Source organism: Shewanella rhizosphaerae, from assembly GCF_019457655.1.
In the GTDB taxonomy this organism is placed as follows: Bacteria; Pseudomonadota; Gammaproteobacteria; order Enterobacterales; family Shewanellaceae; genus Shewanella; species Shewanella loihica.
In genome coordinates this window covers 1,423,281-1,445,431 of the sequence record NZ_CP080420.1, presented here as the reverse complement: position 1 = coordinate 1,445,431, position 22,151 = coordinate 1,423,281, and the positions used below count along the sequence as shown (strand labels likewise).

The window sequence follows — 22,151 nt, the reverse complement described above, 5'->3', positions numbered from 1 at the left end:
AGTCTTACACTTTTAAGGCATAGGCATGACAAGCCAGGCAATAAAACCAACAAATTAAAAGTAACCTTATGTTTTAAAACATATTATCCGTAAGACCTTATCCCTCAAGCCCTTAGCGTCAAATATCTGCCAAACAAGTCAAAACGTCAACTTAATGACAAGCGCCATAATCAAAAAAAACGTCAATTTTCATGTAGTTGACCAACAATTAATTAACACCTAAATTGGACTCATGCCCAAACAGGTGAGGTCGCGAGACAGCAGTACATCACTTGGGAACCTAACAACAAACATCGGCAATCATTGGCAGTCGAGAGGAAATAGAATGATCATTTTAGTTGGCGGTGAAAAAGGCGGTAGCGGAAAGAGCTGTTTAGCCCAAAACATAGCGGTATTTCTCACGGTAGAATGCGGCGCGTCGGTCATCATGGTCGATTGTGATCCCCAGCGGACCACCTCAGACTGGATTCAAGCTCGTAACAACAATGGCACACTGGCCAGCATCAACTGCGTACAGCTCTACGGCAAGATACGCAACGATCTGCTCAGCCTGGAGCAACACTATGACTATGTCATCGTCGACTGTGGCGGTCAGGATAACCTGGCACTGCGCGCCACCATGTCGGTTGCGTCCCATGTGTTGATGCCACTGCGTCCTAAGCGCAGAGACTTGAAAACCGTCAGCCACATGGATGATATCGTCGCTACCTGTATGATGATTAACCCTAAGATGCGCGCATCTTTCGTGATCACTCAATGCCCTAGCCTACCAAACCAGGCTAACCGCATCTTTGAGGCGAAAGAGGTGTGTAAGACTTACGACATCAACGTGCTCGACGCCATCACCTACAGCCGAAACATTTATGATGACAGCGAAGAATCGGGTCTGTCTGTCATGGAAACTCAGCCAAAAGGCAAGGCCGCCGAGGAGATCCGCAGCATCGCCTGTGAAATGCTGCAAGCTTCGAGTGCTACAGAAATTCGCAATCGTCTCGCCGAAAAACAGATGGATAAGTTAAGGGGTAACTATGGGTCTGGCCGATCTCAAGAAAAGCTCTACGCAGTCTAGTGCCGCGAGACAAAACCGTAAGCTGCTGAATATTTCGCTCGATGCATTGATCGATGACTTCATCGAAGATGCGACACACTATGCCGCCGGGCAGCCGAGCAATGTGCAGCAGATGGCCGAGGTCATCGCCTTAGAGACGGGCTTCGATGGTGATTTTCTAAATCGCCACGCCTCTCAGGCGACACCTAAGGTGGTGCCTAAGGGCACTGGGCCCTATCGCAAGGCGACCTTTACCCTGAGCGAGTCTGCCATCGCGCACCTCGCCGAACTGGCCAGCGGCTGCGACGTGGCTAAGTCGAAATTGATCCGCTTTCTCATCGAGCACCATTACTCGTTATCGGAAAGCGAACGTCAACAAAAGGAACAATCCATCATAGTTGATTAAATTAGTCGACTAAAACTAGTCGATTGAGTGAGCGATAGTATTAATCGATTAGCTATATCCCCAGACGCGCTGGGCTCATCATCACCCAGCGCGTCGCCATTTTCGCCCCGTCTCCCTAACCTTTCTGGCAGCGACAAATTTCAGTTTCCGAACTTACGGGCTGCCAGCTTTTTTTCTCCACGCCTTTTTTCTCCACGCTTTTTCTGGCCCTAAGATTGAATTTGCGGCAAGCAGCACCATATCTTGCTATATCATAGGGAGATTTTTATGCTAGCCATCTTTATTCTTGCGCTGGTCAGTAGCGCCGCCATAGGGTACATACTGTTTAAGCCAAGGTATGTCAGGTATCGCCGCGCGCAGATCGCCAAGCGGCCCTTTCCCGCCAGTTGGCGTGCCATACTCAAGCGCCGCATGCCCTATTTTCGTGCTCTGCCAAGCGACCTGCAACTACAGCTCAAGCGTCACATCCAGATCTTCGTCGCCGAGAAGCAGTTCGTCGGCTGCCAGGGGATAGAGATTGATGATGAGATCCGGGTAACCATAGCCGCCCAGGCTTGCCTGTTACTGCTCAATCGCGACACCGACTACTACCCTAAGCTGAAACAGATCTTGGTCTACCCTAGCCTGTTTATCGTCAGCCAGACTCAGCAAAATGGCGATGGCACCTTTTGGGAGCGCAAAAACATACTCTCTGGCGAGTCCTGGGAATTTGGCAAGGTGGTGCTCTCCTGGCATACCACCAAGGAAGACGCTGCCCAGCCCTATGATGGCCACAACGTGGTGATCCACGAGTTTGCCCACCAGCTGGATCAGGAAGATGGCCACTCCAACGGCGCGCCCATCTTAGCCCATGTCAACGACTATCAATCTTGGTCGACCGTCATGGCGCAGGAGTTTACGCGGCTACGCGAAGATGCCAAGTGGCATCAACCAAGCCTGTTTAACTATTACGGCGCCACCAACGAGGCCGAGTTCTTCGCGGTGATCACCGAGACCTTCTTCGAACGCCCCCATGAGTTTTACCAGCAGCATCAGGCCCTCTATCAACAGATGAGTCATTTTTTCAAGCTAGATCCGGTAAACTGGCATTAACGAAACGAAAAAGGAGTTTTACCATGACAGTCAGACATCCCATGCTGACCTGGCTTTTGGCTGCCAGCGCCTTGCTGCTGAGCGGCATCTGCCTGGCCGAGATCCCGCTAGAGGCGACCCAGACCTTAGACAAGCTTCACGGCTACGCCGCGAGCGCCGATTGGGACAACTACTTCGATCTCTATACTGAGGATGCCCACTTTATCGGTACCGATGCCTCTGAAAACTGGAACATGCAGGAGTTTTCCGCCTATGCCCGTCCGACAAAGGGCTGGCACTACACCCTGGTTTCGAGGCAGCTTGAGCAACACGGCGACGTGATAGTCTTCGATGAACAATTAAGCAGTAAGTCCTACGGCAATTGCCGCGGCACAGGCACTCTGGTACTGACGCCGGAAGGCTGGAAGATATTGCAATACCACCTGAGTTTTCCTATCCCCAACGCTATGGCCAAGCGGATCACGGCGCAGATCAGCGCCGCGAGTCAAAAAGAGTAGTGCTAATGCACAGAGACAGATAGGCAGAGATTGGTCAGCTGCGCGAAGTGGGTAAAGCGCTCGAAATCCACTTCCGCCAGCTTGCGATCCGAGCTGTGTCTGTCGGCGTATAACAGGCCAATCACCTTGTTATCCACCAAGATCGGCGCCAACATGAAGCCCGTGGAAGAGGTGTGGCGCCTGAGTTCTTCGTCGGTATAGAGACGCCACTTTTCCGAGCTAGGGTTGTCGATAAACAGCGGTTTCTTGAGGTCGACACTCTCGGCAAACACATTCTTATCGTGATTAAGCTCGACGATAAACTCATTCTTCATCTTATCGCTGTTCTCGCCTAACACCACCCTAGGTTGCAGGCGTTTCCGGTTTGGTGAGAGCAGCATCACGGCGCAGCGATCCATGCCGATACCATCGAGCAGCCCACTCAGAGTAATGGTGATCACCTCATTAAAATTCGCCTTGTTGATGGCGCAATCTGTAAGCTCCCTTAATTTCTTCAGTTGCAGGTCGACATTAAACTCACGCACCTTAATGGGCTCGGCCTCAGGCTCCGCCGCCAGTGTCAGCTGATGAGTATCGGGCAAAAAGGCCACCAGCACCTTGGCACCATAGGTATCGGCCAGCTTTCGGGTGGCGTGGCTGCACTGGATCATCCGCCCCTTAAACTCATCCACCTCGAGATCCAGCATGTCTGCCGCCTGCTTGATTCGATGATTCAGCTCGGCAATATCTTTGCTGTCGCTGGCCATTAACTCGCTAATCTTGTTGGCAAGGTAGATGGAGCGGATCTCTGGCGTGCGCTCGTTGGGGTTAGACAGGGACTTCACCAACACCTCACCGAGGCCCCAGTTTTTGGCTATGCCCATGGAAAGCTGAGTAAAGGAGGTGCCCAGCACCTCTCTGACCACATTATTGGCTTCCTTCTCATCGACCTGATTGAGGCGCGCATCGAGCTGCTCTGTGGTGTCACCGCCCATGCTCCAGAAGGCACTCTCTCCCAGGTGATAGAGCAGCGCGGCGATAAACACCTCTTCTTGCAGCTCTTCATCATGATCTTTAAGCATCATCTTGGCCAGCATGGCAGCCTGAAAGGCTCTGGCCATCAGGGTGAGCAGTCTGTGATACACAGGCTCAGATAAGCCCTTGTTTTCTAAAAGGCTACTCAGGAGTTTGGCGGTAATACAGATGTTGCGTATGGTATCGAAGCCCAGTACCACGGCCGCGCGGCTTACTGTGGTGACGTGGGAGATCCCCTTGTTATAGATGGCGCTATTGGCCACCTTAAGAATTCGCGAGGTCAGCGCGTTGTCATGCATCACGCTGCGGCCGAGTATCGCCAGGGAGGAAACATCATCTTTGGCAAGTTTCTCTAGGGTTTTCACCGTCGAGCTAAGTGCCGGCATCTCTTGTTCGCTGATGCGTTTGGTCCAGTATTCTGCACCTTTACCTGACATGGCAGTGTTCAATGCGTATCTACTCTTTTATATGAAGAAATAAGGATAGCGCTCGCTTGCCGGCGCCGTCTTTGATGAATTATAGGCAGAAAAACTTATAACATAACAATTACATCAGTCGCCAGTGGCAATTGGGCTTTATCCTGCGCCAGCTACTCACTTGGCGAGGATTTCATCTCTTTATCGGCTGCGGGAGCGTATTGATAAGCACAAAATAAAAAAGGCGGCTCAAGAGGGACCGCCAAAGCAAGCAAAAATAAACAAGTAGAAAGGAAAGAAAAACCTCGCACTGCACGTAGGAACACAGTGCGAGGAACAACCGCTGCTAAAGGACAGCAAGTCGAAACTTTAGAACTGCTCCTCTTCGGTAGAACCAGTCAATGCCGTGACCGAAGACTCACCGCCCTGGATCACATTGGTCACCTTATCGAAGTAGCCTGTACCCACCTCTTGCTGGTGCGCTACGAAGGTGTAGCCTTTCTTCGCCGCGGCGAATTCGACTTCCTGTACCTTCTCGACATAGTGCTTCATGCCTTCACCACGCGCATAGTCATAGGCGAGGTCGAACATGTTGTACCACATGTTGTGGATACCGGCTAAGGTGATGAACTGGTACTTGTAGCCCATGTCCGACAGTTCCTGCTGGAAGCGGGCGATGGTGGCGTCATCCAGGTTCTTCTTCCAGTTGAAAGAAGGTGAACAGTTATAGGCCAGCAGCTGATCTGGGTATTGCGCATGGATAGCCTCGGCAAAGCGGCGCGCCTCTTCAAGATCAGGCTTGGCCGTCTCACACCAGATAAGATCTGCGTATGGGGCGTAGGCCAGACCGCGAGAGATAGCCTGGTCGATGCCAGCATTCACACGGTAGAAACCTTCTGAAGTGCGCTCGCCGGTGATGAAGTCGCGATCATAAGGGTCGCAATCAGAGGTCAGCAGATCCGCAGCGTTCGCATCGGTACGAGCGATAACCAGAGTTGGTACGCCGCTCACGTCGGCAGCCAAACGCGCCGAAACCAGCTTCTGTACCGCTTCTTGAGTTGGAACCAATACCTTACCGCCCATGTGGCCACACTTCTTCACCGAAGCCAGCTGATCTTCGAAGTGCACACCCGCCGCGCCGGCATCGATCATGTTCTTCATCAGCTCGTAGGCGTTAAGCACACCACCGAAACCGGCTTCGGCATCGGCCACGATAGGCAAGAAGTAATCTGTGTAGCGCTCATCTTGTGTGTCTATCTCGTTGCTCCACTGGATCTGGTCGGCGCGGCGGAACGAGTTGTTGATGCGCTGAACCACTGCAGGTACTGAGTTTGCCGGATAGAGCGACTGATCTGGGTACATGGTGCCCGCCAGGTTAGCATCGGCAGCCACCTGCCAGCCCGACAGGTAGATGGCCTCGATACCCGCCTTGGCCTGCTGTACCGCCTGACCACCGGTCAGGGCGCCGAGTGAGTTCACATAACCTTTCTTAGCGCCACCATTAACCAGCTGCCATAGCTTCTCGGCGCCGCGGGTTGCCAGGGTATTTTCCGGGACAATCGAACCGCGTAAGGCCACTACGTCCTCTGCTGAATAGGGGCGACGAACGCCGGCCCAACGTGGATTTTCAGCCCAATCTTGCTTAATCGCATCAATCTGTTGTTGACGTGAAATCTGTGTAGTTGCCTTAGTCATAATCTTCTCCATCTCAGGTGTTAGCATCCAGCTCCCTCAATACCACTCACATTCAAAGGCGCTAAATAGGTTTGGGTATTACCCTTTCATTTATAAAATCATCTCGTTAGGCGTTATCGCCCTGAGTCAAAATCTCGTAGCCCGGCAGGGTCAGGAAGTCCACCAACTCGTCGGCCGTGGTGATCTCTTCCAGCAAGACTGCCGCTTGAGTAAAACTGCCGTGGGTGAAACGGTCTGGGCCCACCTCAAGTTTGACGTTGGCCAACTCTTCGACCAGCATCTCTTTAAACAGCGCCTTGGTGACCAGCTTGCCGTTAGAGAGCTTCTGCTCATGCTGGATCCACTGCCAGATAGAGGTACGTGAGATCTCTGCCGTGGCGGCATCTTCCATCAAGCCGTAGATGGGCACACAGCCATTGCCGCGGATCCAGGCCTCGATATATTGCAGCGCAATTCGAATGTTGAGGCGCATGCCCGACTCGGTGCGCTCGCCTTCGCAGGGCATCAGGAGATCCCTGGCCAGAATCGGCGCATCGACATCGCGGGTGATATGCAGCTGGTTGACGTGATCTTCACCTATGTATTCGTTGAAGATCCCCATAGCGGTATCGGCCAGACCCGGATGGGCCACCCAGGTGCCGTCGTGACCATTACGCGCCTCTAACTCCTTATCGCCGCGCACCTTAACCAGTACCGCCTCGTTCTGCGCCTGATCCTTAGCCGGAATGAAGGCAGCCATGCCCCCCATCGCCAAGGCGCCTCGCTTGTGACAGGTCTTGATAAGCAGGCGTGAGTAGGCGCTCAGGAACGGCTTATCCATGGTGACCGCCTGACGGTCTGGCAAGATGCGGTCGCTATGCTTCTTCAACGTCTTGATGTAGCTGAAGATGTAGTCCCAGCGGCCACAGTTAAGCGCGACTATGTTAGAGCGCAGCTCATAGAGGATCTCCTCCATCTCGAACACCGCCGGTAGTGTCTCGATGAGACAGGTACACTTAATGGTGCCCGGCGTCAGACAGAAGCGCTCTTCGACATAGGCAAACACCTTGGCCCACCAGCGCGCCTCGACATGACTCTCGAGTTTAGGAATATAGAAGTAAGGTCCGCTGCCCTTCTCCAGCAGTTGGCGATAGTTGTGGTAGAAGTAGAGGCAGAAATCAAATAGTGCCCCAGGGATCGCCTCGCCATTGAAGGCGACATGCTTCTCTTTAAGGTGCAAACCGCGTACACGGGCGATAAGCACGGCAGGATCATCATCGAGCGTATAATGCTTACCTGTCTCCGGCGCCGTGTACTCTATCTCGCCGCGCACGGCATCACGCAGATTAATTTGACCTTGAATCACCTTGCTCCAGCTAGGCGCCAGAGAGTCTTCGAAGTCGGCCATAAAAACTTTAACGTTGGCATTGAGGGCGTTAATGATCATCTTGCGATCCACAGGCCCTGTGATCTCGACGCGTCTGTCTTGCAGGTCTTGTGGAATACCGCGGATCTGCCAGTCGCCGTCTCTGATGGCGCGGGTCTCGGGTAAGAAATCGGGCAGCGAGCCCTTATCGATCAGTTCCTGCTTCTGCCTGCGCATCTCGAGTAGCTTAGGTACCTCTGCCGCAAACTGATCACACAAGACCTCTAGCAAGCTCAGCGCACCTTCGTTAAGCACTATCTCTTGCCCCGGCACTGGCGTCCCCAGGATAGACAATCCCGTCTCTAGCTGATGTTTATTCATTACCTGTTCAGTCATCCCGATATCTCCCAAGCGCTCACTTACCGTTAATTTCAATTCTTCCAGCCTTTAACCTAAGGCCCGCCATACCTTGTAATGATGGCCATACAGCTTGAAACACCAGCAAGGGGTTACAAATGTACGTTTTGAACAAAACCTACTAACAAACTGTTGGGATTGCAACAATAATGGCGGTGAGAAAGGCAGCGAAAAAAGCTGCGTTACATCACAAAAAATTGGTAAGACCAAACAGATATTTCGAACCCAAAATATTGTTTTAAAACAACAAATACCAACAACAACAAATCAAGAAATGACTAGGTTTGAAAGTTGTCTGACAAATGAACCAAGCCCCATCACCTGAAAGTTATTACGAAAATTTATTACCAATAGTAATTTTATCGATACAGATATTTCACCTAGAAACCTGACAGATAAAAAGGCGGCACGTTTTGCTTTACTTGCAAGTAAGGCTATTAAAGTCAAATTATTTCAACACCTTACAAGCAACCCAAAAACACTCAAAATCAAACGCACGTTTTAATTTGACGTTTACGTAAACGATATAAGCAAGAAGCTAAATGGCTTGTCACAATTCGGTAACGTTTGTCGATCAACATCACGATTTTTTTTGGTTTGCTGCAAAAAAAATCAAAAAAAACCGAATAAATTGCATAGTTAACCCAGCAGAGACGCTTATCATGCTGCCAAGACAAGGCATCTAACTCGGCCATTCGACAAGCCTCGCTCTCCTTCTATCGCTCTCCTTCTATCGCTCTCCTTCTATCGCTCTCCTTCTATCGCTCTCCTTCTATCGCTCTCCTTCTATCGCTCTCCTTCTATCGCTCTCCTTCTATCGCTCTCCTTCTATCGCTCTCCTTCTATCGCTCTCCTTCTATCGCTCTCCCTCTGTCGCTAAGCAATCAGCGCAAAATGACTAACTCGCACGATCACTAGCCGCTCAGCTTTAATATCAGCAGTAATGAAAGACAGGAAACCTGAGTTCAAATAACAAAATACTGATGGCGAACCGCACAAATCCTAGAGATGAGCGACTGACAACATGGGACAGGAAGCTCTGTGCAAGACGGGAAAACTAACCAGAAGAGGTTAACTCACTCGGTAAATATCGAGTACCTGTATGGAGGAAGGCCTGATAGGCTCCCATCGATGCAACAGAGAACTGCTAAGTATGTATAAAGACAAAAGCTTCACTAGAAGAGAACAGCTTAGACAGCAAACATAGGCTAGAGGCACTAACACCAACGAGGAGCGCTAGCGCAGACAAGAAGGACTTTCGAAAACAAGAAGGACTAGCAGAGTTAAAGACAAGTGTCGGCAAGCCAGTGACTCGCCTATGGGTAACGAGTTTGAACTAAATACCGGCAAACCAGCAAGCTAAGGCTAGAGCTAAGCATTCACCGCATTAATGGGGGTGTCGGGCGTAGACTCCATGCTTGGGCGGTACATGACCACGCAGTTACGGCCATTGCCCTTGGCCTGATACATGGCGATATCGACCCGCTTCATGAGTGGATCCAGGCTAAGATCCTCCTCCACACTGGTGCAGACACCGAAACTGGCGGTAATGCTCAGGTCACTATAGTGAGGCCGTGTCTGAATCGCCTCTATCGCCACGCGACACTGCTTGGCTATCTTGAGGGCCGCCTGCTCATCCGTGTACGGCAAGAAGAGCGCAAACTCTTCACCGCCCATGCGCACAAACAGATCCCTGCTCTTGAGGCTTGGCGTCACGGCATCGACTACTCGCCGCAATGCCCAATCTCCGGCGCTATGGCCATAGGTATCGTTGATCGCCTTGAAGTGATCTAAGTCGAACATCACCACACTAAACACGCTGCGATGAGCCAAGACATCGACAAAGAGGTTTTCGGCAAAGTCTTGCCCCGTGCCTCGATTTAATACTCCGGTCAAAGGATCCCGCTGAGAGATGCGCTTATATTTGCGCTTCTGCACAAACATAGAAGCACCAAAAATAATGAGACAGATAGAGCAACCTATGGCAATCATCAGCGCCATACTCTCGTTGTATCTCTCCAGCTCAACTACCTTTTGCTGCGCCGTATAGAGCGCCCGATCCTGGTTGAGCATCTTAATTTCACGGGCCTTCTCGGCATTCTCAAACTTAGCCATCTGATACGCATAGGCCTTTGCCTTGGTCTCATCGATATCGGCCTCACTGAGCTGCATATACTCGTCCAGATAACGATAGGCCTCCTGGTAGCTTCCCTCTAAAGCCAAGGCATCGGCCATCATCTTATAGGCGCGTTTCTTGGCGTTGAGCACGCTTGGCTCGTCCTCAACATCTATGACTTGCTGGGCGTATTGCTTGGCGCTCTCAACCTCTTTCTTCATCAAGTAGGTTTCGGCCAGCAAGGCATTAACATCGTTAATCTCTAACTGAAACTTAAATGTCTTGTACTTTGCAAGCGCTGAAAGGAACAGCTTCTCCGCTTGCTCAAGCTCGCCTAGCTTAAGGTGTGAAGTGCCCTTGCCCTTGTCGGCCATGGCAACAATAAGCGGAATATTATGTTCACTACAGAAGGTGCGGGTATCGGCAAATAGCTGCTTAGCCTCATTGTAATGAGAGAGCTTTAACTCACCTGCCGCCAATAACACCTGGGCATAACACTGCTCTTTCGGCGATCTGTCGCGGCTAAGGCCATAGGCCAGCGAGGCATAGCGCTTCACCTCGTCATAGACTTCGAGATCAAGATAGAGGTTGGCCAACCTCAGATAAGAGGTCATCTTTATGGTCACATCATCTATCTGCTCGATACGATCGAGATTCTTAGCCATAGCATCCAAGGCGCCCTGATAGTTCTTCATGGCGATCAGCGCAGTGGCCTGATACAGATAGATGGAATTTTGAATCTCGGGAGAGTGGCTCAGCTGTTCGGCCTGAGTGAGAAGATTAAAGGCGCGCTCGTAGGCACCATTAAACATCTCCTTGTTACTCTCCAGGGTCAACACCCGAGCCCTCTGTTCGCGGCTCAAGTGCTGGGTATTCTCTTTAAGATAGGCAATTACCTCAGACGACTTGGCCGGCTCTGCAATTAACGATGCCTTTAGCTCATCGATAACCGCGTCATAATCGACATCGCTCGCAACGGCAGATCCGCAAAGCGCTATCGACAAGACACAAGCCAAAAATAGTCTGAGGTAATACATATAGTTTCTACGAGTTACTTACTGTCATCTGGGTTAGTGATGATCAAATAAGATTGTACTTCGCTGGTGTCACCTGAGAGCGAATCGAGCTGCGCTTTATCACCCGACAACACCGCCTGGATCTCTTCATCCGTTAGGCCATTGGCTTTCATCACACCTTCTGGATCAGCCTTGTAAGCCTCTAACAGCGCGGCATCCGAACCTAACTTCTGAAAAAAATCGCTTAGCTTAGACATATCATTCTCCATTGCTATGTAATAACACTAGTTGCTAGACAAAAGTTTGACCACTCTAGCTTTAATCAAACTCCGTCTCATTTTTAGCCCAATAAAGCTTCTGAAATACCGAGTTTTGCCAAAACCTTATGGTTCACCTTCAGCGGCGCCGCCGGTGGAATTAGCAAGGTAGTAATAGAAGTTAACTTGGCTTGGGGTAAAGCCTTGAGTAATAAGCGTTCAATTCGAGGCGCCTGAGTCGGTAAATTGGGCGCTTCATACAGAATGACCTCATGGTCTAACGGATACCACTCGCTAAGCTGCTCAACCAAGACCTGCAAACAATCCGAGTTAGTATGAAACTTGGTGAGCGTGTGCTCTCCAGCGATGGCTATCTGCCACAGCAGCAGATGGGTTGCAGGGTCCGGCGTATGACAGTAAAACATGAATTGACTGGCCTCGAAGCTCTGATGGCCAGACTGACCCGGATCTATTCCCACGTCGGCCCATAAGCAGGCTTCGGCTGAGATCCCCGGCTCCATCTTAGCCTCGAAACCTTCTTCGCGCGCCCGGCGAATGGCGATATGGGACACACAGGCAAACACACCAGGATGACCATACAGGGCGCACACGACCCGCTTACCCGCCCTAACCTCGGTCAATATCGCCTCGACCATCTGTTGATAGGTATCACGACGGCTCTTAACTTCTTCACCCTGGGCATAGTATCGATGCAATGAACGGACATCTTGATTCATGCTCTCAAGCCACTGGAGGGCAAAGGCATCGGGCACCAAAGAAAAAACCACGTCGGCCAGCTCGATATAACTCTTACTCAACACGGTTATCTGACCGCCCAGGTTAAGACCTGTGCCAACGCAAACCAAACTGCCTCTTGTATAGGCTTCACCCATTATCGATGCTTCCGTCCATTGTTCGGGTAATCAACCACCCTTCGCTCCTTGGCTAATTGCTACTTTTCAATCAAACAAATTAAGCCAATGCTGCAAAGGTGTAAATCAAATTAACTTACCACAATTCGGGATAAAACAAATACTAACAATTAATTAGTCTGGCATTTTCATCACGACTCAGGGATTCTCCCGCGCTACTTGGACAAAATTCACTCAAGCTAGTGAAACTAATCCTTAACACACCTGTCTGAACTATTCGCCCTCCCCTTGGGCGCCCCAAACACACAGGCCTAGGCTGATACGCAGGCGAGATCCAGAAAACGGCGATAGCGCTTGTCAGCATGGGGAATGCTTGGGTATCATGGCCGACAGATTTTTAGGGAAGTAGCGCATTCAATGACCATCAAAAAACATAGTATTACTCTATTAGGCGCAGCGGCGCTGTCTCTTTCATTAAGCGCATGTAGCGTATTTGACTGGCTGATCTATAAGCCAGATGTGCCGCAAGGCAACTACATGGAGACGCAACAGGTCGAGAAACTCAGAATCGAGATGACCAAAGAGCAGGTCGAATATATCCTGGGCCGTCCCGTACTGCGCGACAGCTTCTCTGACGATACCTGGTACTATGTTTATCACTACAAGAGTGGTCGTGACGCCAGCATCACCCATAAAGAGCTGGTGCTGCACTTTACCAATGACAAGCTTTCTAAGGTCGATGGCGACTATGAACTAGCCGCCGACTTTAACACCCCGCTGGATCAGAGCTCGCTACCAGAGCTAGGTGCCGCAAAGGGCGACCTGGTGCCGCTAAACCCAGAGCAGCGTCCAGATACCAAACCGCTCGTGGAAGAGAAGAAAGCACAAGAACTCAACGAAGTTAAAGAGTTTGAATAAACGCTTTAACTAACGCCAGGCCAGTTTTAAGCGCCTGGGTTTTAAAACGAAAAAAGGGTCCTAAGCATTGCTTAAGACCCTTTTTACTATCTAGCGGCTTTCTCTTAATTCTTAACTCTTTAATGCGCCTTGCAGCCTATCCTGTCTGACTGCTTATCTGGCCTTACTTAACACCCGATAATTTCCCAGAGGAAACTCAGACCTGACTAGCTCACCTTAGCGCCTGTGGTCTTGTTGGCGCGGCCCTCGCTCTTAGCCTTTTCGGCGCGTTGACGACGCACATCTTTGGGATCGGCAATCAAGGGGCGATAGATCTCCACTCGCTGCCCGGGTTCTAGCACCTCATCATGCTTCACTGCGCGGCTGAAGATACCTAGTTTTACCTTCTCCAGATCAATCTCAGGAAAGAACCGGCAGATTTCGCTCTGCTTCACCGCCTCGATACAACTAGTGCCCGGCGACACCATGACGCTAATGCGCTTCTGCTGGGTCGGCAGCGCATAAATCACTTCAACGGCAAACTTATCTTGATCGCTCATCTTACATCCTAGAAAGATTAAACAGCTGTTATTTGTAAATCACTTTGGCACGGCTGGTGAAAGCAGTCACCATGGAAGACATCAGCTCTTTGAAAACCTTGCCAAAGGCCATATCCGCTAGCGAACTGGAAAACTCGAAATTAAGCTCGAAATCCACCTTACAGGCATCTTCCGTCAGCTCGGTAAACTCCCATTGACCGTGCAGATGCTTAAAAGGGCCATTTTCCAGCGCCAGCTCAATCCGCTTACCAGGGATCACCTGATTGCGCGTTGTAAAGGTCTTGCTGATCCCCGCCTTGGAGACATCGACTGAGGCCACCATGGTCTTACCATCAAACTCAAGTACCTTACCGCCAACACAACCCGGCAGAAACTCCTTATAGGACTCCACATCGTTGACTAACTCGTACATCTGCATGGCACTAAAGCGCACTAATACGCTACGGGAAATCTTGGGCATATGACTGTTTAACCTGAAACCTTGGCCTGACACCATAAAGCAAAAAATTGATTTTAACATGCTAGGCAACACCGGTCACCTCACCCGGCAGTCAAGCCTAGCTCAAAAAAACACCATCTCGACCCATTTACGCAGGCAAATTAGACAAATAATCGCGCGAGCCAATTCCAAATTGGTTAACCGCGCGTATAATAGCCCATCTATGGCTAAGAAAAACGCAAAAAAATCAAAGAACCCACCGGCGACGATTGCACGCAATAAACGCGCAAACTTCGACTATAAATTTGAAGAGAAATTTGAAGCCGGCTTGTCCCTGATGGGATGGGAAGTGAAATCGATCCGAGTCGGTAAGGTAAACCTGTCTGAGAGCTATGTGTTCCTCAGAGACGGTGAGGCCTACCTGTTTGGATGCACCATCACGCCGCTCAATACCGCATCGACACACGTGGTATGCGACCCCATGCGCGATCGTAAGCTGCTGCTCAACCGCAGAGAGCTGGATAAGCTGCAGGGTCTGGTAGAACGCCAAGGTTACTCTATTGTGCCTATCTCCATGTATTGGCGCAAAAACGCCTGGGTAAAGCTCGAGATCGGCCTGGGTAAGGGTAAGAAAGAGCACGATAAGCGCGACGACACCAAAGAGCGCGAATGGAAGATTGAAAAATCTCGTACCATGAAACACGCCGCACGATAATAATCGCTGTGATTCAGCGACTTGTCTGGCATAAAACGTACGGATAACGAACAATCGATAGTAACCCCTATGATTAATCCTTGGTAATCGAGGACATCGCGGGTTACAATCGACCTTGTACTGGGGGCGATTCTGGATTCGACAAGATTCACGAAACCCTAGGAGCATGCCGAGGGGCGGTTGGCCTCGTAAAAAGCCGCACAGTTATAGTTGCAAACGACGATAACTACGCTCTAGCAGCTTAGGCTAGCTAGCCATCTTGCTCACGTTTCTCAAATGGGCAGAGTATTAAGATGGTCACCTTTACATTTGATAGCGAGGGAACCATGTTCAGGGGTGAACCGCGAAACAGTACTGAACTCGCCAATAACAATCCTGTCTTTCGGAGTGTTGTTGGTTAACCAATAGAAAGACTAAGCATGTAGCGCCGAGGATGTAGGCTTTTTGGACGCGGGTTCAAGTCCCGCCGCCTCCACCAACATCAGGTTAGCGATAACCTTCAAAGGCCGCTAAGCCCTTACCAGATGGGTTTAGCGGCTTTTTTGTATCTATCGCTTTTTAAGCGCGTGCAGTAAGTCGATTTAACGGATTAAAATCAAAGATAAAAAAGCCCCGGCATGTGTTGTCGGGGCTTTCTCGTTATTGGTTTAAGACGCTTAGAAGCTAGATCTTAGACACCAATCTCATACTTGCACATGAATCAATTAGCCTAGCACTTCACCAGCGACTGCTCGACGCTTTGCATCTGGCTGGCCAGCTGGGCGTAGTCATCCAGCATGAAGTTGATGTGTCCTAGCTTGCGGTTAGGCTTGGCAGCCTTGTTGTACCAGTGCAGGCTGGCATTGCTGCTTAGGGCGTCCATAGGTGGAGCAACTACGCCTAGTAGATTCAGCATGCCGGTCTTGCCTATGGCAGAGGTTGCGCCCAACGCGAGTCCGGCGACGGCGCGAATGTGGTTCTCAAACTGGCAGGTCTGGGCGCCAAGTTGAGTCCAGTGGCCACTGTTATGTACCCTCGGTGCCAGTTCGTTCACCAGCAGCTTATCGCTCACCACGAACAGTTCCATGGCGAGCACGCCCACATACTGCTGTGCTTCAAGCAGCTTGGTCATATAGCTTTGCGCCTGCTGCACCATCTCGGCACTTAATCCTCTGGCGGGCGCCATTGAGCGCACCAGAATACCGTTTTGATGTTGATTCTCGGTCAAGGGATAACAACTCACCTCACCGCTTGCACTACGCACACCGATAATCGACACCTCAGCATCGAAAGGAATCCATTGCTCGGCTAAGTAATGACCTTGTTTAAGATCAGGTGCAACGCTAGCAAGATCCTCATCACTGCGCACCACCCATTGGTTCTTACCGTCATAGCCTTCGTCGAGGGACTTTATCACCATAGGATAACCTAAGGTCTTGGCACTCTCCTCGAGGCTGACATCATAGGTAAAGGGCGCGCAGGGAATACCAAGCTCGGCTAATAGCTGCTTTTCATGAATACGGCTCTTGCACTTGGCGATGCTGTCGACATTCGGTCTGATGGTGCAGTGGGCTTCGAGGGCGCGAACAAGCTCGAGATCCACCTGCTCTTTTTCGACCGTGATCACCTCGGGTTTGCCCAAGGCTTCATAGAGTGCGCTGACACTCTGCCCTGGCTGCCATGGCGCCACAGGGCCTAGGCCCTCGACGCAGCTGAGATCCGTATCTGGGCCACCATCGGCGACGAAGCTAAATTTCAGCCCTAATGGAATGCCCGCCAGCGCCATCATGCGCGCTAGCTGACCACAACCGATAATGCCGATGCGCATTATTCCACCTCCAGCGGCACACCTGAGGTTTGGCTAGCACGCCAGTCACACAGACGCTGGGTCAGTTCGCTATCACCCAGGGCTAGAATTTGCGCCGCCATCAGGCCGGCGTTAAAGGCGCCTGAATCGCCAATCGCCTGAGTGGCTACCGCCACGCCTTTTGGCATCTGCACGATAGAAAGTAGGCTATCCATCCCTTTTAGCGCCTTGCTCATCACGGGCACGGCAATCACCGGCAGATGCGTCATGGCCGCCGTCATGCCCGGCAGATGCGCGGCGCCGCCGGCACCGGCGATGATCACCTCGATCCCTTCATCGGCCGCACCGTGGCTGAAGCTCACCAGACGCTCAGGGGTGCGGTGCGCCGAGACCACCTGTTTGCTGTAGGCGATCCCCAGGGCATCCAGGACTGTGGTGGCATTTTTCATGGTCGGCCAATCGCTCTGTGAACCCATGATGATTGCTACTCTTGCTTTATTCATACGTGCCTCTTAATTTGATAACCAATAGGTGAACAGCGCATAGGTAGGTATGCCCACCAATACGTTGAACGGAAATGTAATTGCCAGTGAATAGGTGATAGACAGGCTCTGGTTCGCCTCGGGAATCGCTACCCGCATGGCCGCCGGCACCGCTATGTATGAGGCGCTCGCTCCCAGTACCGCCAGCAGAGTGGCGCCGCCGCTCGACAGCCCCATCTGTAAGCCAAGAATACTGCCCAGCAAGCCACCAATTAGCGGCATGAAGACGCCGAATGCCAACATAAAGTTGCCCATCTGCTTCAGCTCTTTTAGACGGCTGGCGGCAAGCATCCCCATCTCCAGCAGGAAGAGGGCCAGCACACCATGGAACAGGTTGAAGAAGAGTGGGGTCACCCCCTCGATGCGCTCAGCCCAGAAGTAGCCGATGATCAGTGCGCCAACCAGCAGCACTAGGCTCTGGTTGCAGAACACCTCATGGATAAGCGTGCGCCACTTAAGGTTAGTCCCCGAGCGTCTGGCCAGGGCGATACCCACGGCGATGGCAGGGATCTCCAGCAATACCACAAACAGCGGGAAGTAGGCTTCGTAGCTTATGCCTTGCGCCTCGAGAAACGCCACGGCCACCGCATAGGTGCCTATGCTGACCGAGCCATAGTGGGCGGCAATTGAGGCCGCATCCTCAAGTTTGAGCTGACCGATATAGCGCAGTATGGGGAAGGCGATCAGCGGAATAATCAGACCCATGCCAATCACCAGCAAGGATTGTGGCAGCAGTGCCATGGAGCCATATTTTGACAGAGCCACGCCCCCTTTGAGGCCGATGGCCAACATGAGGAACAGGGTCAGACTCTGATAGAGCGCCTTGGGAAACTGAATGTCGGAGCGGATCAGGGTGGCTAGCGCCCCCAGGATAAAGAAGGCGATGGTGATATCTAACTGCATCTTAGGCGCCCTTTACTTGCAGGCGAGTGGTAGGCTTTACGACGCGGCGCTTATTCGAGAGCTTAGACGACAACTTGGCAGCAATGGAGACCAAGGTCAGTGAGATCAGGCCAAGACCGACAACCAGCAGCCCCATACCGTTGTGCCCTTCCCGCATGGTGGCAAACGCCAGCGTGGTCACCACAAGGCCGACGACTAGGCTAAAGAGTGATTGTTTTTCTGCCAGGACAAGCTGAGTTAACTGTTTCATAAGATCCCCCGTTTACGACTGATACCGCGAAAAATTCGGTGTTCTTTTAGCTGGAGCGATCTTGCCAAAAACAATTTATATATAAAAATAGATATTTTTATGTTTTTATATAGATAAAAATCTATACATGGAGCAACTATGTCCCTCAGACTACAGGCACATCTTGGTACCCTCAGGCAGATGGAGATCTTGCTGGCTGTCTATGATAGCGGCAGCGTCAGCGGCGCCGCCGAGACCCTGCACCTCACTCAACCCACCATCTCGATGCAGCTTAAGAAGCTCGCCGATGTGATAGGTTTCCCCCTGTATAACATAGTGGGTCGCAAGGTGGTGTTTACCGAGGCGGGGCTGGAGGTGGTTAAATCGGCCACAGAGATCCTCGACAGCTTTGCGAGGCTGGAGATGTCGCTCTCGGACATGGGGGAGCTCAAATCGGGTACCCTGCGCCTAGCTGTGGTGACCACCTCGAAATACTTTATTCCCCACCTGCTCGGCCCCTTCTGCGAGCGCTATCCCAATGTCGCAGTGCAGCTAAATGTCGGTAACCGCCAGCAGATCATTGAGCGCCTCAAACAGGGCATCGACGACTTCTACGTGTTTAGTCATCCACCGGCGGATCTCAACACAGAGAGTATCGAATTCTTCAATAATCCCCTGGTGGCTATTGCCCAGGAGAATCATCCCCTAGTCAGTCAGGATGGCGTCTCGTTAGCCGAGCTCTGTGAGGCGCCCTTCTTGATGCGTGAGAATGGCTCGGGCACCCGCTTGGCCATCGAGCGTTTCATGGCGAAACAGGGGGTGAAGCTTAACGTTAAGATGACCATAGAGAGCAACGAGGCAATCAAACACTCGGTCATGTCTGGACTGGGCGTCAGCATACTCTCGGCCCATACCCTCGCCTTTGGCGGCAATACCGGGCTGGCGCAGCTGAATGTGAAGGAGCTGCCGATCAACTCCAACTGGTATTTTCTCTGGCTTAAATCAAAACGTCCCTCGGCAATCGCTCAGGCCTTCTTGACCCATGTGGAAAGCGAGGGACGCGAGATGCTACTCACCGAGCTGGCAAAACACAGGCTTTAGTGTGTTAACTCCTTCACCTAGGGCTGCCAGCCTGGAACTCGCTAATAAGCTAGAGTAGCTAACAAGTTACACAAACTGACGAGTTACAGAGACTGGCCATTCACAGTTAGCGCAACATCTATGTTGTTGCGCACGGCGTTAGAGTATGGGCAGACCTGATGGGCCGTTCTTACCAGCTCCGCGGCTTGCTCCTGAGATAACTCATCAGATACCGCCAGCTCGACACTCAGGGCTACGGTTAGGCCGAAACCACCTTCTGCGCGAGCGCCTATGCCCACCTTAGCGGTAACCGGCGCCTGCGTCAGCTTCACCTTGGCTTCTCTGGCCACATGCAGAACGGCATTGGAGAAACACGCGCTGTAGCCCGCCGCAAATAGCTGCTCAGGGTTACTCGCCTCGCCGCTGCCGCCCATCTCTTTGGGATAGCTAAGGGCGATAGACAGCTTGCCGTCGTCTGTCGTCACCTGTCCGTTACGTCCGGCGCTCGCAGTGGCTTGAGTCTCATATAAAGTCTTCATGGTCTTTCCTCATTTCGAATAGGTTCATTGAAAGCAAAGCGCTTTTGCAATTTAGAGTGCACTCTTGAATACAACTCTTGAGTACGACTCTTGAATACGAATTAGAATGCAATTTAAATTGCGCGCAATTCATTTGCTGTAGTTATACCTAAAATTTAAATTGTGCACAACCTATTTTTCCGATTTTTCGAAAAGGGATTCGAATTAACGGCCATTCAAAGAGGCGTTAACCTCCTGTGACCGAAGCTGAGATGGGCAGTTAAGACTTAGAAAAATGCTAAGGAGAGGGTTAAAGCAACGCTTGGCCATGGCAGCTAAACCGCTGACGCTGGGGTAGCCAATTTCCTGTCGTTAGTCAGATAAAGTACATTGCACTAGCCAACTTTAGTTATTCAAAATAAAGCTCCAATAAATGCTTGCTATTCAAACCTTAATTTGATTAAACTCCAAAATGTAACAACTGAGTAACATTTGTTAACACTATAAAAATAACCTCAATCAAAAGGACAAATTGATGAGCAAGCTATTCAAATTATCAACACTCGCTATTGCCACCACCTTACTGAGTCAATCAGCCCTCGCCGAAGGGATCGCCGCTAAACTGCAGATGAGCCAAGACAGCTTCAGCAGCGATCAGGACGTGATGGTTACCCTAACCCTGACCAACGAAGCCAACGTTCCGGTGAAACTACTCAAGTGGTTTACCGCAGCAGACGGTGTTGAAGAGTCGCTATTTAAGGTTACCGCTGACGGTCAAGAGCGCCCTTACCTTGGCGCCCATTACAAGCGTCCAGCACCAAGCCATAAAGACTACATCAAGCTAAAATCCGGTGAGAGCATCTCTTATCAGGTAGAGCTATCGTCGCTGTATGACATGTCATCTACGGCTAACTATGAGATCAGCTATGATGTCAGCTCTATGCAGCTGTTTGCGCCAAACCCAGGCCAAGCCAAGAAACTGGCTCGCCTTGGCGTAGAAGGCATACACTCTGCCCCAGCGAGCTTCTACCTTGAAGGCCGCGAATTTAAAGGCGGCGCTAACAAGGGCAAGCCAGGCACCGGCGATGGTGGCGGCACCACACCTGACGGCATCTCTTTCACCGGTCGCTGCAGCAACTCACAGCAGAGTGATATCCTTGCCGGCCTAGCCGCGGCTAAGACAATGTCAGCCGACGCTAACCAGCACCTGGCTACGGCCAGCAGCAACTCACAGCGTTACAGCACCTGGTTCGGCGCCTACAGCTCGTCTCGCTGGAACACGGTAAGCAACAACTTCAGCAAGATCGATAGCACGCTCAACAACGAGCCACTGACCTTCGACTGTAGCTGTAAGAAGCAATACTACGCTTATGTTTACCCAACTCAGCCATACAAGATCTACATGTGTAATGCCTTCTGGACAGCCCCAACGTCGGGTACTGACTCTAAGGGCGGCACCATCATCCATGAGACCAGCCACTTCAACGTAGTAGCCGGTACAGATGATATTGTTTACGGTCAGAGCGGTGCGAAATCACTGGCAATCAGCGATCCTTCACAGGCGATTCAAAATGCTGACAGCCATGAATATTTTGCTGAAAACACGCCTAACTTAAACTAATCTATTTCTTATCTTTCTTGTCAATCTAAGGGCGGAATTATCCGCCCTTTTTTTGTTTAGCTGATGCCAAGGTTAACGCCTATGTTTACGCCTCTAAGGTTTCTGTCACTTAACCTCTTGCTACTTTGGACCATAAGTATGAATAGCCTCGCACATCAAGCGCTACCCACGTGTCGCCTCATAAAGGCAGAGCAAGACAATACCCTCATCTTCGAGATAACTGCGCCGGCAAACACCAACTGGTACCTGCTGAGCTGGCACAGCCCCTTCGATGCCTGGTTTAGCAAGTTTCTGACCCTGACCGACCTGAATAACCAACAGACGCTTGAATATCAGGGCGCACTCGCCAAGCGCGGCGAGCCGACTGATGAGGACTATCTGCTGCTGCCTGCGGGCGAGTCCTTAAGCGTCTCGCTGGAACTGGCCCAGGCATTTGTTATCCCACCGGGTCGTTACCAGGCTAAGCTTAGCACCTTAACCCTCTATCAAGACCTGAGTGACAAGGCGCAGAGCACAGCCCTTGAATGCCCGGCACTCGAGGTCGACCTGCCTTAGCCTCAGATACGCATAAGCCGATACTCGCAACGGCCCTTCACAAGAGCACTTACTCACAAAAGCACTTATTCACAAAAGCACTTATTCACAAAAGCACTTATTCAAAATAGCCCAG

General features: G+C 51.2%; 22 protein-coding genes and 1 other RNA gene. 10 read left to right on the top strand and 13 right to left on the bottom strand.

The genetic code is table 11. From position 1 onward, the window contains the following. Positions 1-325: 325 nt before the first annotated feature. From K0I63_RS06440 to K0I63_RS06425, 4 genes are all read left to right on the top strand, one after another. Positions 326-1,069 (top strand): AAA family ATPase, encoded by a 744-nt coding sequence (locus K0I63_RS06440; RefSeq protein WP_011865083.1) that lies wholly within the window; start codon positions 326-328, stop codon positions 1,067-1,069. Then, on the top strand, positions 1,029-1,454 hold the full coding sequence (locus K0I63_RS06435; RefSeq protein ID WP_220080281.1) for a CopG family transcriptional regulator: 426 nt from the start codon (positions 1,029-1,031) through the stop codon (positions 1,452-1,454). Before K0I63_RS06440 ends, K0I63_RS06435 begins: the two co-directional genes overlap by 41 nt. Before the next feature lie 267 nt (positions 1,455-1,721). Continuing rightward, on the top strand, positions 1,722-2,546 hold the full coding sequence (locus K0I63_RS06430) for a M90 family metallopeptidase (protein WP_220082904.1): 825 nt from the start codon (positions 1,722-1,724) through the stop codon (positions 2,544-2,546). 23 nt (positions 2,547-2,569) lie between these two features. Next, positions 2,570-3,043 (top strand): nuclear transport factor 2 family protein, encoded by a 474-nt coding sequence (locus K0I63_RS06425; RefSeq protein ID WP_220082903.1) that lies wholly within the window; start codon positions 2,570-2,572, stop codon positions 3,041-3,043. Between the two features lie 2 nt (positions 3,044-3,045). On the opposite strand, the gene K0I63_RS06420 is transcribed toward K0I63_RS06425, so the two are convergent. The 6 genes from K0I63_RS06420 to K0I63_RS06395 form a co-directional block, all read right to left on the bottom strand. Further along, positions 3,046-4,494: an HDOD domain-containing protein gene (locus tag K0I63_RS06420; RefSeq protein WP_220082902.1), complete on the bottom strand. Its 1,449-nt coding sequence runs from the start codon at positions 4,492-4,494 to the stop codon at positions 3,046-3,048. A 348-nt stretch (positions 4,495-4,842) separates the two neighbouring features. Continuing rightward, complete coding sequence (aceA, locus tag K0I63_RS06415; RefSeq protein WP_220082901.1) at positions 4,843-6,168, bottom strand: isocitrate lyase; 1,326 nt, start codon at positions 6,166-6,168, stop codon at positions 4,843-4,845. Positions 6,169-6,274: 106 nt separating this feature from the next. Next, on the bottom strand, positions 6,275-7,909 hold the full coding sequence (aceB, locus tag K0I63_RS06410) for a malate synthase A (RefSeq protein WP_220082900.1): 1,635 nt from the start codon (positions 7,907-7,909) through the stop codon (positions 6,275-6,277). Between the two features lie 1,392 nt (positions 7,910-9,301). Next, entirely contained in the window at positions 9,302-11,050 is a 1,749-nt protein-coding gene (locus tag K0I63_RS06405; RefSeq protein WP_220082899.1) for a tetratricopeptide repeat-containing diguanylate cyclase, read from the bottom strand. A 47-nt stretch (positions 11,051-11,097) separates the two neighbouring features. Continuing rightward, positions 11,098-11,319 carry a hypothetical protein gene (locus tag K0I63_RS06400; protein ID WP_011865075.1) on the bottom strand — a complete coding sequence of 74 codons (222 nt, stop codon included), beginning with the start codon at positions 11,317-11,319 and terminating at the stop codon, positions 11,098-11,100. 83 nt (positions 11,320-11,402) lie between these two features. Beyond that, complete coding sequence (locus tag K0I63_RS06395; RefSeq protein WP_011865074.1) at positions 11,403-12,212, bottom strand: SAM-dependent methyltransferase; 810 nt, start codon at positions 12,210-12,212, stop codon at positions 11,403-11,405. 396 nt (positions 12,213-12,608) lie between these two features. On the opposite strand from K0I63_RS06395, the gene K0I63_RS06390 reads away from it, so the two are divergent. Next, a complete protein-coding gene (locus K0I63_RS06390) occupies positions 12,609-13,109 on the top strand; it encodes an outer membrane protein assembly factor BamE (RefSeq protein ID WP_041406523.1) in 501 nt (166 codons plus the stop codon). Between the two features lie 206 nt (positions 13,110-13,315). Here the strand turns inward: K0I63_RS06390 and K0I63_RS06385 are convergent, their stop codons facing one another. Further along, on the bottom strand, positions 13,316-13,648 hold the full coding sequence (locus tag K0I63_RS06385; RefSeq protein ID WP_220082898.1) for an RnfH family protein: 333 nt from the start codon (positions 13,646-13,648) through the stop codon (positions 13,316-13,318). 28 nt (positions 13,649-13,676) lie between these two features. Beyond that, positions 13,677-14,108: an SRPBCC family protein gene (locus K0I63_RS06380; protein WP_220044678.1), complete on the bottom strand. Its 432-nt coding sequence runs from the start codon at positions 14,106-14,108 to the stop codon at positions 13,677-13,679. A gap of 202 nt (positions 14,109-14,310) precedes the next feature. On the opposite strand from K0I63_RS06380, the gene smpB reads away from it, so the two are divergent. Further along, positions 14,311-14,802, top strand: coding sequence for an SsrA-binding protein SmpB (gene smpB, locus K0I63_RS06375; RefSeq protein ID WP_011865070.1), 492 nt, complete (start codon positions 14,311-14,313; stop codon positions 14,800-14,802). A gap of 122 nt (positions 14,803-14,924) precedes the next feature. After that, positions 14,925-15,280, top strand: a transfer-messenger RNA (tmRNA) gene (gene ssrA / locus K0I63_RS06370). A gap of 231 nt (positions 15,281-15,511) precedes the next feature. Here ssrA and K0I63_RS06365 read toward each other — a convergent pair. The 4 genes from K0I63_RS06365 to K0I63_RS06350 are packed head-to-tail and all read right to left on the bottom strand — an operon-like array spanning position 15,512 to position 18,283. After that, on the bottom strand, positions 15,512-16,609 hold the full coding sequence (locus K0I63_RS06365; protein ID WP_220082897.1) for a 5-(carboxyamino)imidazole ribonucleotide synthase: 1,098 nt from the start codon (positions 16,607-16,609) through the stop codon (positions 15,512-15,514). Beyond that, a complete protein-coding gene (purE, locus tag K0I63_RS06360) occupies positions 16,609-17,091 on the bottom strand; it encodes a 5-(carboxyamino)imidazole ribonucleotide mutase (RefSeq protein WP_011865050.1) in 483 nt (160 codons plus the stop codon). The genes K0I63_RS06365 and purE overlap by 1 nt, the downstream gene beginning before the upstream one ends. Positions 17,092-17,100: 9 nt before the next feature. Then, positions 17,101-18,033, bottom strand: coding sequence for a sodium-dependent bicarbonate transport family permease (locus K0I63_RS06355; protein ID WP_011865049.1), 933 nt, complete (start codon positions 18,031-18,033; stop codon positions 17,101-17,103). 1 nt (position 18,034) lies between these two features. Next, positions 18,035-18,283, bottom strand: a complete 249-nt coding sequence (locus K0I63_RS06350) for a hypothetical protein (RefSeq protein ID WP_220082896.1) — start codon at positions 18,281-18,283, stop codon at positions 18,035-18,037. A 138-nt stretch (positions 18,284-18,421) separates the two neighbouring features. Between K0I63_RS06350 and K0I63_RS06345 the strand changes: the two genes are divergently transcribed. Further along, positions 18,422-19,363, top strand: a complete 942-nt coding sequence (locus K0I63_RS06345) for a LysR family transcriptional regulator (RefSeq protein WP_144203383.1) — start codon at positions 18,422-18,424, stop codon at positions 19,361-19,363. Between the two features lie 83 nt (positions 19,364-19,446). Here the strand turns inward: K0I63_RS06345 and ohr are convergent, their stop codons facing one another. After that, a complete protein-coding gene (ohr, locus tag K0I63_RS06340; protein ID WP_011865046.1) occupies positions 19,447-19,881 on the bottom strand; it encodes an organic hydroperoxide reductase Ohr in 435 nt (144 codons plus the stop codon). Positions 19,882-20,395: 514 nt separating this feature from the next. Between ohr and K0I63_RS06335 the strand changes: the two genes are divergently transcribed. Both K0I63_RS06335 and K0I63_RS06330 read left to right on the top strand, forming a co-directional pair. Next, entirely contained in the window at positions 20,396-21,481 is a 1,086-nt protein-coding gene (locus K0I63_RS06335) for a M35 family metalloendopeptidase (protein WP_220044671.1), read from the top strand. Between the two features lie 138 nt (positions 21,482-21,619). After that, on the top strand, positions 21,620-22,036 hold the full coding sequence (locus K0I63_RS06330) for a hypothetical protein (RefSeq protein WP_220082895.1): 417 nt from the start codon (positions 21,620-21,622) through the stop codon (positions 22,034-22,036). Positions 22,037-22,151: the final 115 nt, after the last annotated feature.

Excerpts from the sequence above, each read along its gene's own strand:
- K0I63_RS06420 (WP_220082902.1), bottom strand. The coding sequence starts at position 4,494 with ATGTCAGGTAAAGGTGCAGAATACTGGACCAAACGCATCAGCGAACAA.
- ohr (WP_011865046.1), bottom strand. The coding sequence starts at position 19,881 with ATGAAGACTTTATATGAGACTCAAGCCACTGCGAGCGCCGGACGTAAC.
- K0I63_RS06355 (WP_011865049.1), bottom strand. The coding sequence starts at position 18,033 with ATGCAGTTAGATATCACCATCGCCTTCTTTATCCTGGGGGCGCTAGCC.
- K0I63_RS06335 (WP_220044671.1), top strand. The coding sequence starts at position 20,396 with ATGAGCAAGCTATTCAAATTATCAACACTCGCTATTGCCACCACCTTA.
- K0I63_RS06435 (WP_220080281.1), top strand. The coding sequence starts at position 1,029 with ATGGGTCTGGCCGATCTCAAGAAAAGCTCTACGCAGTCTAGTGCCGCG.
- smpB (WP_011865070.1), top strand. The coding sequence starts at position 14,311 with ATGGCTAAGAAAAACGCAAAAAAATCAAAGAACCCACCGGCGACGATT.
- aceB (WP_220082900.1), bottom strand. The coding sequence starts at position 7,909 with ATGACTGAACAGGTAATGAATAAACATCAGCTAGAGACGGGATTGTCT.
- K0I63_RS06345 (WP_144203383.1), top strand. The coding sequence starts at position 18,422 with ATGTCCCTCAGACTACAGGCACATCTTGGTACCCTCAGGCAGATGGAG.
- K0I63_RS06400 (WP_011865075.1), bottom strand. The coding sequence starts at position 11,319 with ATGTCTAAGCTAAGCGATTTTTTTCAGAAGTTAGGTTCGGATGCCGCG.
- K0I63_RS06425 (WP_220082903.1), top strand. The coding sequence starts at position 2,570 with ATGACAGTCAGACATCCCATGCTGACCTGGCTTTTGGCTGCCAGCGCC.
- K0I63_RS06440 (WP_011865083.1), top strand. The coding sequence starts at position 326 with ATGATCATTTTAGTTGGCGGTGAAAAAGGCGGTAGCGGAAAGAGCTGT.
- K0I63_RS06330 (WP_220082895.1), top strand. The coding sequence starts at position 21,620 with ATGAATAGCCTCGCACATCAAGCGCTACCCACGTGTCGCCTCATAAAG.
- purE (WP_011865050.1), bottom strand. The coding sequence starts at position 17,091 with ATGAATAAAGCAAGAGTAGCAATCATCATGGGTTCACAGAGCGATTGG.
- K0I63_RS06430 (WP_220082904.1), top strand. The coding sequence starts at position 1,722 with ATGCTAGCCATCTTTATTCTTGCGCTGGTCAGTAGCGCCGCCATAGGG.
- K0I63_RS06365 (WP_220082897.1), bottom strand. The coding sequence starts at position 16,609 with ATGCGCATCGGCATTATCGGTTGTGGTCAGCTAGCGCGCATGATGGCG.
- K0I63_RS06385 (WP_220082898.1), bottom strand. The coding sequence starts at position 13,648 with ATGAGCGATCAAGATAAGTTTGCCGTTGAAGTGATTTATGCGCTGCCG.
- aceA (WP_220082901.1), bottom strand. The coding sequence starts at position 6,168 with ATGACTAAGGCAACTACACAGATTTCACGTCAACAACAGATTGATGCG.
- K0I63_RS06395 (WP_011865074.1), bottom strand. The coding sequence starts at position 12,212 with ATGGGTGAAGCCTATACAAGAGGCAGTTTGGTTTGCGTTGGCACAGGT.
- K0I63_RS06350 (WP_220082896.1), bottom strand. The coding sequence starts at position 18,283 with ATGAAACAGTTAACTCAGCTTGTCCTGGCAGAAAAACAATCACTCTTT.
- K0I63_RS06390 (WP_041406523.1), top strand. The coding sequence starts at position 12,609 with ATGACCATCAAAAAACATAGTATTACTCTATTAGGCGCAGCGGCGCTG.
- K0I63_RS06380 (WP_220044678.1), bottom strand. The coding sequence starts at position 14,108 with ATGCCCAAGATTTCCCGTAGCGTATTAGTGCGCTTTAGTGCCATGCAG.